The sequence below is a fragment of the Pseudonocardia ammonioxydans genome, assembly GCF_900115005.1.
Lineage (GTDB): Bacteria > Actinomycetota > Actinomycetes > Mycobacteriales > Pseudonocardiaceae > Pseudonocardia > Pseudonocardia ammonioxydans.
The window spans coordinates 1-12680 of sequence record NZ_FOUY01000024.1; the positions used below are offsets into that span (position 1 = coordinate 1).

The window sequence follows — 12680 nt, forward strand, 5'->3', positions numbered from 1 at the left end:
CCGCTCGTCGACCAGCTGGGCGTGCGCCTCGTGGCGGAACGCGGCGTTCTCGTCCAGGGTGACCTTGCCGTCGAGGGCGATCACCTTGTCCTGCGGGTCGCGCACCAGCGGGTTGACCTCGACCAGGGTCGCGTCCTCGGCGACGAAGGTCTCCCACAGCTTCACGATCACGTTCGCGGCCTCGTCCGCGACCGCGGCCGGGATCTTGCCCGCGGCGACGATCTCGTCGGCCTTGGCCTTGTCGACACCGGCGATCGGGTCGATCGCGATGCGCGCCAGCGCCTCCGGGCGCTCGACGGCCAGCTCCTCGATCTCCATGCCGCCCTCGGCCGAGCACATGGCCAGGAAGGTGCGGTTCGAGCGGTCCAGCAGGAACGAGAAGTAGTACTCCTCGGAGATGTCGCTGGCCTCGGTCACCAGCACCTGGTGGACCGTGTGGCCCTTGATGTCCAGACCGAGGATGGCCTCGGCCTTCTCCTTGGTCTCGTCGGCGTTCTGGGCCAGCTTCACACCGCCGGCCTTGCCCCGGCCGCCGGTCTTGACCTGGGCCTTGACCACGACGGCGGTGCCCAGCTCGGACGCTGCGGCCGCGGCGTCGGCGGCGTTGTCCACGGTCCTGCCCGGCAGCACCGGGACTCCGTGCGCGGCGAAGAGGTCCTTCGCCTGGTACTCGTACAGGTCCACTCGGCTCTCCCGCTCCACTTCGCTCTCGCCGCGACCGGCGCGGCCATCCCGGCTTGCGGGGGCGCGCCCCGCTCCTGCGGGCGGCAGCCGTCGCGGACGTCGGTCGTGCTGCGACGGGGAGCCTAGCCACGCCGTCCGCACCGGGCCTGACCTGGCCTGGTGACCGTTGTCACCCCTTTGGGGCAGCGCTGGGCTCCGGCTCGATTCAGAAGCGCCGGACGAGTGGCGCGCACCACCCGGGCACCCCGGCCGGACCACCGATCGTGAGCCGGCTCACCGGGCCGGGACCGTCGTCCGGGGAGGTCGGACGACCCGGCGGACCGCGTCCCGCTCCACCCGATCGGACCACCGCGGTGGCGGTCACCCGCCGCGACATCGACGCCCCGTCGGGCCGCCACGCTGCGCCGGGCGTGCGAGGACGACCGCCCACCCGCGCGACCTCGCAGCCACCCCCTCCGGCGCGCCGATCCGACCGGCTGTCGATGATCTTCGACCGCCCGGACCGCCTCGGCAGGCCGCCGTTGCCCTGCCACGGGCCAGCGGTTACCGTCGCGTTGTCCACGTCACGGACCGATCACGGTGGCCGGCGCCGAACCCCCGAACGGCGTCACCCCCGACGGAGCCCCCACTCCGATGACCACCGCCGAGCGGCCCGCGACGACCTGAACACCAGAAGGGCAGGTCTTGGCGCGCCACCGCTCCCCCAGCGGCGCCGTCCGACCGGAGCTCCGGCCCGGCACGCACCCCGACGTGCCTGCGGCCGCGGGCGGCCACCGGAACACGGCGCCTCCGCCGTCGTTCCCGCCTGCCCACCCGTCGACCGGCGACCGCAGGGCATCACGGCCGACCGCGGCCCTGCAGGACCGTCCGATCCCGGCTCCCGGGCAGCCTCCGGGCCACCCGGGACCGCATACCCGCACGGCACCTGCGTCCGGCCCCGGACGGGCCCCGCAGTACGCGCCGACGCACCGATCGGCGCCTCCGTCCGGGCCCGACCGCACTCCGCGGCCGCTCGGCGCGACCCGCCCGGGGAGGCCCGGTGCCCACCCGGCCGGCCCGCCGGCTCGCCCGGTTCCGTCCGCCGGTCCCGCGCGCCGCTCCGACGTGCCACCGGCAGGCCCGGCGACCCGGCCGGACCCCCGGACCACCGACCGTCCGACCGCGGCCCACCCCGGCGACCTCCACCACGCCGGCGCCCGGCCCGCCGACGCCAGACCCGGCGCGACCCGTTCCGCCGACGCCCGACCCAGCGAGGCCCGCCCCGGCGTGGTCCGTTCCGCCGATACCCGTCCTGCCGAGGCCCGACCCGGCGAGGCCCGTTCCGCCGGAGCTCGACCCGGCTCGGCCCGGCCCGCCGACGCACGTCCTTCCGACACTCGTCCTGGGGAAGCCCGTCCCGCCGGAGCGGCGGGCGACCGCGCACCGCACCGCGACGGCTCGTCCACGGCTCGTCCGGTGCGCCCGGTGGTCTCGGCGTCCCGGTCGCGCCCGACGGCGCACCCCGCCGGGGAGCAGCAGCTCCCGCAGACTCCGCCGGTCGTGTCGCGGGCCCGGGTCACGGTCGCGGCCGCGGCCGGTGGCGCGCTCGTCGCGGCCGGGCAGACGGTCGCCGGGACCCTCGGGATCCCCGGCCTCGCGGGCGAGTCCTCGGTCGAGGAGTCCTACGCCAAGCTCTCCGCCTCCGCGATGCTCCCGGTCTCGACCGAGTCCCGGCCCGCCGACACCACCGCGCCCACCGCGACCCCGGCGATCGGCGGCGAGCAGCTCGTCCAGCCCGCGACACTGCCGAGCCTGGACGACACCACCGAGGTCGACGTCGCGAGCATCACCAAGGCCGCGCGGCTCGGGGAGAAGGCGGCCAAGGTCGAGCGGGCGATCTCGGGGGCGATGTCGCACGGCGCGCCCAAGGCCGTGGTGTACGACGGCGACCCGCTGGTCATGCCGACCTCCGGCCGGTTCACCTCCGGGTTCGGCGCGCGCTGGGGCGTGCAGCACTACGGCATCGACCTGGCCGCGCCGATCGGGACCCCGATCTTCGCCCTCACCGACGGTGTCGTGGAGAAGGCCGGTCCCGCCAGCGGCTTCGGCATGTGGGTGGTGCTCAAGCACACCGACGGGACCAGTTCGGTGTACGGCCACATCAACCGGTCGCTGGTCGAGGTCGGCCAGGAGGTCCGGGCCGGTGACGAGATCGCCGAGGTCGGCAACCGGGGCCAGTCCACCGGACCGCACCTGCACCTGGAGATCTGGGAGTCGGACGGCAGCAAGACCAACCCGCTGCCGTGGCTGATCCAGCGCGGCCTGGACGTCGCGCACGCGACCGGCGGTCAGGACGCCTGAGTCCGAGATCCGGTTCCCTGCCGCGCGCGGACCGGTAAGACTGGCCCGGTGGCGGACGACGGGAGCATCCGGGTCGGGGACGAGGAACGCCGGGCGGTCGACGCCCGGCTGCAGCGCGCGCACGGTGAGGGCCGGCTGAGCCTCGAGGAGTACGAGGAACGGGCCGCCCGAGCATGGGCGGCCCGCACCCGTGGTGATCTCACCGAGCTCACCACGGACCTGCCCCCGGACCGCGCGCCGGCGCAGGCGCAGGCGCAGGCGACCGGTGAGGTCGCCGCACAGACCCCGGTGCGTGAGGCCGTCACCGAGTTCGCGCGCCGCGCCGGGTCCGCGCTCGGGACGGTCGTCGTGCTCGGCGCCGTGCTCTGGGGCGGCTCACACCTGCTCTCCGGTGACGACGGCACGGTCGTGTTCGGCAGTCGCACGATCGGGGTCGCCGAGACCGCCGACCGGGTCGACGTCGGTGTGCTGTTCGGCAGCGTCCGGGTGGTCGTGCCCGACGACGCCCGGGTCGTCGCCGGCGGGTGGAAGGTGTTCGGCTCGACCGACTGCGAGACCGCCTGCAGCGGCACCGGCGCCCGGGAGATCACCGTCGACGTCGACGGTGCGTTCGGCAGCACCGACATCCTCACGCAGAGCGAGGCCGCGGCCGAACCGCGCGAGGCGGACGACGACTGACCGCGCTGCCGGGCGGTACGGGGCCAGGTCGGGTCGGGTCAGAGCTTCTGCATCGGGACGCCGCCGATCAGCATCAGCCGGACCGTGCCGCCCGAGCCGAAGTCGATCGTCACCGTCGCCCGTGGACCGACGCCGTCGGCCGCGATCACCGTTCCCAGGCCGTACTTGTCGTGGTTGACCCGGTCACCGACGTCGAGCTGCAGCGAGGTGTTGTTCAGGCTGCGCTCGGGCACCTTCCAGTCGCCACGGTCGCCACCCCCACGCCCGCTCTGGCGGCCGAAGCCGAACCGGCCGACCGGCGCGGACGGCCGCTCCGCGACGAGCTGCTCCTCGGTGCGCCGCCACTCGGTCAGCTCGGCAGGCACCTCGTCGAGGAACCGGGACGCCGGGTTGGTGCTCGGCTGCCCGAACGCCGACCGCACGATCGCGCGGGACAGGTACAGCCGCTGCTCGGCCCGGGTGATGCCGACATAGGCCAGGCGTCGCTCCTCGGCGAGCTCCTTCGGGTCACCCAGCGTGCGCATGTGCGGGAAGATCCCGTCCTCCCAGCCGCACAGGAAGACCACCGGGAACTCCAGGCCCTTCGCGGTGTGCAGGGTCATCAGGGTGACCAGGCCGGAGTCGTCGTCGGGGATGGAGTCGGCGTCCGCCACCAGCGCGACCCGCTCCAGGAATGCGGCGAGCGAGCCGGGTTCGGGGGCGAAGTCGGCGTCGTCGCTGCCGGGCCCCTCGGCGGGCAGGTCGTCCTCGGTATCCCCGGTGGGAGCGGTCCCGGACCCGATCGCGCCGCCGGCGACCTCCGGGTCGGTGGAGAGCGCGGTCAGGTCGGCCACCGCGGCGTCGCCGGCGAACTCGCGGGCGACGGTGACCAGCTCGGCGAGGTTGTCCATCCGGGTCCCGTCCTGCGGGTCCTCGGAGGCCTGCAGCTCCTCGGTGTACCCGGTGCGGCCGTAGACGGCCTCCAGGATCTCGGCCGTGTCCTCGCCGCGGTCGACGAGTTCGCGCAGCTCGTCGAGCATCCGGACGAACCCGGCGATGTTCTTCTGGGAGCGAGTCGCCAGTGCCGGTACCTTCTCCGGCTCCTCGGCGGCGGTGCGCAACGCGCGGGCGAACGACGTGCGCTCCCGCTCGGCGTACTCCGCCACCACCGCCTCGGCCCGGTCACCGATGCCGCGCTTGGGCACGTTGAGGATGCGGCGCAGGCTGACCGTGTCCTCCGGGTTGGACAGCACCCGCAGGTAGGCCAGCGCGTCGCGGATCTCGCGCCGCTCGTAGAACCGGACGCCGCCGACGACCCGGTAGGGCAGCCCGACGCGCAGGAACACGTCCTCGAAGACCCGGGACTGGTTGTTGGTCCGGTAGAAGACCGCGATGTCGCTGTTGCGGTACTCCCCCGAGTCGACGAGCCGGTCGATCTCCTTCGCGACGAACGACGCCTCGTCGTGCTCGTTGTCGGCGACGTAACCGACGAGCTTCTGGCCGTCGCCCGCGTCGGACCACAGCCGCTTGTCCCGGCGCTCGGGGTTGCGGGCGATCACCGCGTTCGCCGCGGACAGGATGGTCTGGCTGGAGCGGTAGTTCTGCTCGAGCAGGATCGTCCGCGCGTCCGGGAAGTCCTGCTCGAACTCGATGATGTTGCGGATGTTCGCACCGCGGAACGCGTAGATCGACTGGTCGGAGTCGCCGACGACGCACAGCTCGGCCGGCTGCGCCTCGGCCGTGGCCGGCCGGACCAACTGGCGGACCAGCTCGTACTGCGCGTGGTTGGTGTCCTGGTACTCGTCGACGAGCACGTGCCGGAACCGGCGCCGATAGTACTCCGCGACGGCGGGCATCCGGTCCAGCAGCGAGACCGTCTCCATGATCAGGTCGTCGAAGTCGAACGCGTTCGCCTGCCGCAGCCGGGCCTGGTAGAGGCCGTAGACCTCGGCGATGCGCCGCTCGTGATCGGTGCCGGCCCGGTCGGCCGCGTCCTCCGGGGAGAGCAGCTCGTTCTTCAGGTTCGAGATCTGGGCGGCGAGCGCGCGCGGCGCGAACTTCTTCGGGTCGAGCTCCAGGTCGCGCCCGACGATGCCGACCAGCCGGCGGGAGTCGTCGGCGTCGTACACCGAGAACGCGCTGCGCACGCCCAGGTGCTTGGCCTCGCGGCGCAGGATGCGCACGCACATGGAGTGGAAGGTCGACACCCACATCGGGCCGGAGCGGCGGCCGACGAGCGCGTCGACCCGTTCCTTCATCTCGGCCGCGGCCTTGTTCGTGAAGGTGATCGACATGATCTCGCCGGGGTGTACCCCGCGTTCGGCGAGCAGCCAGCCGATGCGGTGGGTGAGCACCCGCGTCTTGCCCGAACCCGCGCCCGCGACGATGAGCAGCGGGGTTCCCGCGTGGGCCACGGCCTCCCGCTGCCGGTCGTTGAGGCCCTCGAGCAGCCGGCGGCCACGCGAGGTCTTCGGCTCGGGGGCGGTGACGCCCTCCGGGCTCGTACCGGGGAGTTCGAACAGCGCACTCATCGCGAGCAACACGGTACGCGCGAGGTCCGACACTCCTGCTCCGGCGTCGGTGGAACACCGGCGGACGGGGTCTACACTCGGCCGCGTGCACACCGACGGGCGATTTCGCTACGGGTCCCGGACTCCGGCACCCGCTGCGCACCCCGTCTGAGCACAGACCGTCTGAGCACAGATCGACCAGCACGCCCCGGAGTCCGGTGGACCCGGGGCGCTCACACGTCCTCGGTCCACGGCAGGCCACGCACGACCGAGACGAGGAGACCAGGACCGTGAGCAACCCCGTGGGAAGCACCGTGAACGCCGGAAACACCGTGAACGCCGGAAACACGGCGGCCACCGGGAACACCGGAGACGCGCTGCCCAACGGCGCGGACTCCGAGATCGACGAGCTCCGCACGGAGATCGACCGGCTCGACGCCGAGATCCTCGACGCGATCCTGCGCCGGACCGAGGTCTCGAAGCGGATCGGTGCCGCGCGCATGGCCGCGGGCGGCCCGCGCATCGTCTACAGCCGGGAGATGGCGGTGCTCGACCGGTTCGCCGCGCTCGGGCCGGAGGGCCGCGAACTCGCGATGATGCTGCTGCGCCTCGGCCGCGGACGCCTCGGGAGCCGGTGAGCGCGGTACCACCACTGCCGCGCACCGCTCACCGTGTGCGCCGGGAAAACGGGGGACCGCTCGTCGATTCGTGCGAACCCCACGGGGTGTGACGGGGCGTACACGCAGCGCATGTCCGACCTGGGACTTTCGACCCGTCGTCGTCGTACAGGGGTTGCCTGAACCGGTAACGAGCAGGGCGAACGGTCGGATACGCCCGACGAACGGATACCACTCGAACGAGTGATGTGCGACGAGCGGAGGGTGATCACTTGGGGATCGCCCCGGCTTCGGGTAGACCTTTCCCGGTCGAGACGACCCCGAAGGAGGACGTGCGGCCGTGACCGACACTCCCACCGGCGCCCCGCTCCCCGGCTCCCCCGGCGCCACCGGGCCCGACGAGACGGTGAGCGTCGCCGAACTGCTGGCCCGCAACACGGCCGGCTCGGGCGATGCCCGCCACGGCGCAGGGCCGATGACCGGCCCCGTGCTGTCCGTCGGCGATCTGCTGCGCCGCGAGGGCCGTGCGCCCGTCGCTCCCGTCCCGGCCGACGTGCCCGCCGCCGGCGCGCCGGGTGGCTGGCCGGACATCGACCTGCCGCGGCCCGGCGACCAGGCCGACCGGTCCCAGGGCTGGCCCGCCCGGCCGACGTCCGGTCGCCGGCGGGCCGGGGCCGTCGCCGGTGCGCTCGTCGCCGCGGGCTCGGTGCTGGGCGCCGCCCTCTACAACGGCGCCACCTCGCACGACTCCGACGCCCAGGCCGCCGCCGACGGGCTGTTCCCCGGGATCGGCCTGCCCGCGGCCGCCGACACACCGGAGACGCTGCCGGGTCAGTACCTCCCGGCGAACGTCGCCCTCGCCTCCCCGCTGCCGGAGCTGCCGACGACGGCGCCCGGCGCGACCGACTGGATGGACGTCGCGTTCCCGCAGCAGTCCTCCTCCGCCGCGGGTGCGCTGCGTCAGGTCTCGACCAGCGCCGGCTCCGGCGCCGCCGCCGCGATCCCCGCACAGCGCACGCCCGTGACGCCCGCACCGTCCACCGGCTCCGGGAGCGGGACCGGGTCCGTCTCGTCCGACCCGGCCGACGCCGGGTCCGGCGCTCCGAGCACCGCCGGGACCGGCGCCACCGGCACCGGCTCCCCGCTCGGCGGACTCGGGGTCGTCCAGGCCGTGAACAACCCGGACCGCGCACCGGCCGGGAACCTCATCGAGCCGCTCGACGCCCGCGCCCCGTCCGCGGGCGGGACCAGCACCGGCCCCCTGCAGGACGTCACGGAGAACACCCGGCCGCTCGGCTCGACCGTGGGCCGCATCGCCTCGCCGGTCGCGCAGGCCGCCGCCCCGGTCGGCGAGACCGTCGGCGGGGTCGCCTCCCCGCTGACCTCCGCGGTGTCCCCGGTGACCGACGCCGTCAAGCCCGTGACCCGGCCGCTGACCGACACCCTCGAGCCCGTCACCACGCCGGTCCTCGGCGCGCTGTCCCCGGTCACCGAGCCGGTGCTCGGTGCGACCAAGCCGCTGACCGGCCCGATCCTGGACGCCGCCGAGCCCGTCACTGGGCTGCTCGACACCTCGGCGAAGAAGAAGTCGGGTTCCTCGGACTCGACGTCCGGCTCGGACTCGGGTTCGGAGTCCGGGGAGTCCCGCGCCTCCGGGCCGCTGGACGGCGTCACGAAGCCGGTCGGGAAGACGCTGAACACCGTCACCGAGCCGGTCGGCGGGGTCGTGTCGACCGTGACCGAGCCGGTCGGCGGGGTGCTCGGCGGTGTCACGAAGGGCGCCGGCTCCCTGCTGGGCGGCGGCAAGAACAGCAACGACAGCCAGAGCAGCAGTGCTTCCGGTGGCAGCGGCAGCAGCGACGAGAGCCGCAGCGACCGCACGAGCGGCGGCAGCGACAGCGACAGCAGCAGCAGCGCCGACGGCAGCAGCAGCGAGAGCAGCGACGACGGCGACAGCTGAGTCCGCCGGAACCACGAACGGGCGTCGGCCCGGGCCCGATCACCACGGGTCCGGGCCGACGCCCGTTCCGGTCGCGGGGCGACCTACACAAGCCTCCGGTCGGTGGCCCAGCGGGACAGTTCGTGCCGGTTCGACGTCTGCGTCTTGCGCAGCACGCTGGACACGTGCGTCTCCACCGTCTTCACCGAGATGAACAGCTCCCCGGCGATCTCCTTGTAGGCGTAGCCCCGGGCCAGCAGCCGCAGCACGTCGCGCTCTCGCTTGGTCAGCTGGTCCACCTCCGGGTCCACCGGCGGCGCCGCGCCCGGACGGTCGGAGAAGGCGTCGAGCACGAACCCGGCCAGGCGCGGCGAGAACACCGCGTCCCCGACCCGGACCCGGCGCACCGCGTCCGCCAGGTCCCGCCCCGAGATCGTCTTCGTGACGTAGCCGCGCGCACCGGCCCGGATGACGCTGATGACGTCCTCCCCCGCGTCGGAGACCGACAGCGCCAGGAACACCGACTCGGTGCCGGCCGCCCGCGCGCGGCGCAGGATCTCGGCCCCGCCACCGCCGGGCAGGTGTACGTCCAGCAGCACGACGTCCGGGACGAGGTGCCCGATGCCGGCGACCGCCTCGTCCACCGAGCCGGCCTCGCCGATCACCTCGACGACCGGCGTGCGCCCGTCGCCGCGGTCCAGCTCGGCACGTACGCCGGACCGGAACAGCGCGTGGTCGTCGACCAGGTAGACCCGGATCGGCGCCTCGTCGTTCATGCGGTCTCCCCCTCTGCCAGCGGCATCGACAGCCGTACCTCGGTCCCCTCGCCCGCAGCCGTGCGGATCCGGACCGTGCCGCCGTGCCGGTTCATCCGTGCGTGGATCGAGTCGGCCAGACCGTGCCGGTCGCCGTCCACCGAATCCGGGTCGAAACCGCGGCCCCGGTCCCGGACGAACACCTCGGCCGTGCCGGGCCCCTCGTCGGAGGCCTGCTCCACCTCCACGTAGACGTCCACGTCGGAGGTACCGGAGTGCTTCGCCGCGTTGACCATAGCCTCCCGCGCCGCGAGCACCAGGGCACGCAGGTCGGCGTCGAGCTCGGCGTCACCGACCAGCACCGGCCCGACGGTGACGGCGTAGGTGTCCTCCACCTCCCCGGCGACCCGGGTGATCGCCGCGGACAGCGTCGTCTCGGTCGTGGCCCCGTGACCGTCGCCGCCCCGCGCGCGGCCGTCCGGGCCGTAGAGCCAGGCCCGCAGCTCGCGTTCCTGACCGCGGGCCAGCCGCTGCACCTCGCGGGAGTCGGAGGCCTGGCGCTGGATCAGCGCCAGCGTCTGCAGGACCGAGTCGTGCAGGTGCGCGGCGATCTCCATGCGTTCCGCCTCGACCGCGCGGGCCCGTCGCTCCTCGCCGAGGTCCCGGACCAGCCGCATCCACCACGGCACGGTCAGCACGACGACACCGAGCAGGGTCGCGAGCGCGGCCAGGATCCCGAACCGGACCTGGCCGAGGTCGAGCTGTCCGAGCAGGAACACCATCAGCCCGGTCATGACCAGGGCGGCGCCGAGGAACGTCCGCAGCAGCGCCGCGCGTCCCCCGACGACGCGCGTGCGGGCGTCGCGGGCCCACCGCCTGCGCTGCGCCTCGTCGGCCTCCCGCCAGACGACCGCGGCGCCCACCGTGGCCAGCCCCAGCGGCCCGGCGATCCAGCCGAGCACCGTCGACCCGGACGTGGCCGCGACGAGCGAGAGCCCCAGGCCGAGGGTGAGCAGACCGGCCGCCTGCAGCCGCTCGGAGCGGGTGACCGTGCGCTCGACCCCGGTGTCCTCTTCCTGCCGGACGAACACCCACAGCAGGCCGTAGGCCAGCACGCCGGCCCAGCCCAGGAACGTCAGGACGACGAACGCGGCCCGCGCCCACCGGGCGTCGACACCGAGGTGGTCGGCCACGCCGCCGGCGACCCCGCCGAGCATCCGGCCGGACCGGCGCCGGGCGAGCGGGGCCCGGGCCGGGGCGCCGGGGCGGTCGACGGGTGCGGTCCCTGCCCCCGCCGGGGGCTGGTCCGCGGTCGCGTCCTCCGACGCCGTGGTGTCCGGTCCGCCGTCCGAGGACTCCTCCGCGGAGTCACCGGCCGCGTCGTGCCTCGTTCCCGCACTCCCCGGGGCGGTGCCCTCGGGGGCTGTGCCCTCCTGGGCCGTGCCGTCCGGGGTTGTGCCCTCCTGGGCTGTGCGCGCCGGGGCTGTGCCCTGCGGGGCTGCGCCGTCCTGGGCTGTGCCCGCCGGGGCTGTGCCGTCCGGGGCCGTGCCACCCGTGCCCGCCTCCGCGCCGTCGGGGGCACGGTCGTCACCGGGGTCCGCGGAGCGGACGGGCGCGGTCGTCGCACCGGGGTCGTCGACGACCTCGGTGGCGCACGCCGGGCCCCCCGACCGCAGGCGTGCGGTGCGCGAGCGCGTCCACCACGACGCGCCGTCCCGGTTCCCGGGGGGCGCCCCGTGCACGGATGGGTTCGGGCTGTTCACGGGTCCATGGTCACACGCGTCGCGACGGTCCCCCTCCGGTTTCCTTCCAGGGGTGTCTCAGGGTTGTCCCCGAGACCGCGGGGCGGCGGCGCGGGGCAGGCTGGTCACCATGAACGGAACGGGGGCCCCGGAGCCGGGGACACAGCGAGTCGCCGCGCAGGGCATGGACACCCTGCGCGACATGTGGGACTCCCGGCCGCTGCGACCGCGCGACGACCGCAAGCTCGCCGGGGTCGCCGCCGCCGTCGCCCGCCGCTACGACCTGGACCCGACCCTGGTGCGGGTCGGTTTCGTCGTCGCCGCGGTCACCGGCCCGGGACTGCCGCTCTACCTGGCGGGGTGCGCCGTGCTGCCCGACGCCGGTCCGCCCGGCGCGCCGGCACCGGCCCGGAGCGGGACGACGTCGGCACTGTCGGTCGTCCTGCTGACCGTCGCGGCCCTGCTCGCGATCCCGCTGGTGATGCCGGTCGACCGGATGATCGCGACGGTCGTGACGCTGGGGCTGCTGGTCGCGTTGCACCTCTCCCGCGGGTCGCGGCCCGGCAGCCGGGAGGCGGCGGCCGCCCCGACCGCGCCGGCACCGTGGGCCGTCCCGCCGCAGCCACCGGCCACCCCGGCGGCACCGACCGCGCCGGTCCCGCCGCTGCACGCCCGGGCCGAGCCGGTCCGGACACCACCGGCCTGGGACCCGCTCGGGGTCGCGCCGTTCGCCTGGGACCTGCCCGAGCCCGGCCCGGAGCCGGCCCCGCCGGCGCCCCCGCGTTCGAAGCTGACACCGGTGACGCTCGCGGTCGCCCTCGTCGTCGCCGGGATGGTCGGGGTCGTCGCGCTGACCGCACCGGGTGTGCTGCCGGCGTCCGCGGTCCCCGGGGCCGCGCTGGCCGTGGTCGGGGTCGGGCTGCTGATCGGGGCGTTCCGGCGCGCCGGGCGCTGGCTCATCCCGTTCGCCGTGGTGCTGGCGCTGGTCACCGGGATGACGACGCTGCTCAACGGCGCACTCGGACCGGACGGCTGGGCGGTGCGCGGCGGGTTCGGCCCGATCGAGGAGTCCCCGGCCACGGCGGCCCAGCTGGCGCCGGAGTACCGGCGCGGCACCGGGGCCATCGAGCTGGACCTGACCCGGCTCGACCTGACCGCCCAGCCGGGCGCCGAGGGCCCGGTCCGCACCCGGGCGGAGATCGGAGCCGGTGTGGTCTCCGTGCGGGTACCGGAGAACGCCGACCTGCGGGTCCACGGATCGGCCGGGTTCGGTGACGTGACGATCGACGGGCAGTCGCGGACCGGGCAGGACCCGAGCCTGGTGGTCACCGACCCCGGCCCGGACGGTCCCGGCGGGCGGGTCCTGGAGCTCGACCTGCGGTCGGAGATGGGAGCGGTGGAGGTGCAGCGTGGATGAACGGAGCTTGCGGAGTGAA

Annotated in this window: 9 protein-coding genes; 5 read left to right on the forward strand and 4 right to left on the reverse strand. The window is 74.9% G+C overall.

The window, feature by feature from the left end; genetic code table 11:
- The coding region (locus BM093_RS21430) for an ATP-grasp domain-containing protein (RefSeq protein ID WP_281248720.1) at positions 1–702 on the reverse strand (702 nt) is incomplete at its 3' end.
- 1446 nt (positions 703–2148) lie between these two features.
- Between BM093_RS21430 and BM093_RS21435 the strand changes: the two genes are divergently transcribed.
- Together BM093_RS21435 and BM093_RS21440 are read left to right on the forward strand one after the other, a co-directional pair.
- Positions 2149–3024 carry a M23 family metallopeptidase gene (locus BM093_RS21435; RefSeq protein ID WP_245773689.1) on the forward strand — a complete coding sequence of 292 codons (876 nt, stop codon included), beginning with the start codon at positions 2149–2151 and terminating at the stop codon, positions 3022–3024.
- 48 nt (positions 3025–3072) lie between these two features.
- A complete protein-coding gene (locus BM093_RS21440) occupies positions 3073–3702 on the forward strand; it encodes a DUF1707 SHOCT-like domain-containing protein (protein ID WP_093347750.1) in 630 nt (209 codons plus the stop codon).
- A 38-nt stretch (positions 3703–3740) separates the two neighbouring features.
- Here BM093_RS21440 and BM093_RS21445 read toward each other — a convergent pair whose 3' ends face one another.
- On the reverse strand, positions 3741–6212 hold the full coding sequence (locus BM093_RS21445; protein ID WP_093348059.1) for a UvrD-helicase domain-containing protein: 2472 nt from the start codon (positions 6210–6212) through the stop codon (positions 3741–3743).
- A 311-nt stretch (positions 6213–6523) separates the two neighbouring features.
- On the opposite strand from BM093_RS21445, the gene BM093_RS21450 reads away from it, so the two are divergent.
- A complete protein-coding gene (locus tag BM093_RS21450) occupies positions 6524–6829 on the forward strand; it encodes a chorismate mutase (RefSeq protein ID WP_218162864.1) in 306 nt (101 codons plus the stop codon).
- Between the two features lie 319 nt (positions 6830–7148).
- Positions 7149–8768, forward strand: a complete 1620-nt coding sequence (locus BM093_RS21455) for a hypothetical protein (RefSeq protein WP_093347755.1) — start codon at positions 7149–7151, stop codon at positions 8766–8768.
- Between the two features lie 83 nt (positions 8769–8851).
- On the opposite strand, the gene BM093_RS21460 is transcribed toward BM093_RS21455, so the two are convergent.
- Both BM093_RS21460 and BM093_RS21465 read right to left on the reverse strand, forming a co-directional pair.
- Positions 8852–9523 carry a LuxR C-terminal-related transcriptional regulator gene (locus tag BM093_RS21460; RefSeq protein ID WP_093347762.1) on the reverse strand — a complete coding sequence of 224 codons (672 nt, stop codon included), beginning with the start codon at positions 9521–9523 and terminating at the stop codon, positions 8852–8854.
- Complete coding sequence (locus BM093_RS21465; RefSeq protein ID WP_281248721.1) at positions 9520–11265, reverse strand: PspC domain-containing protein; 1746 nt, start codon at positions 11263–11265, stop codon at positions 9520–9522. The genes BM093_RS21460 and BM093_RS21465 overlap by 4 nt, the downstream gene beginning before the upstream one ends.
- Before the next feature lie 109 nt (positions 11266–11374).
- Here BM093_RS21465 and BM093_RS21470 point away from each other — a divergent pair, with 109 nt between their 5' ends.
- Entirely contained in the window at positions 11375–12661 is a 1287-nt protein-coding gene (locus tag BM093_RS21470) for a PspC domain-containing protein (RefSeq protein WP_093347765.1), read from the forward strand.
- The last annotated feature ends 19 nt before the right edge of the window (positions 12662–12680 follow it).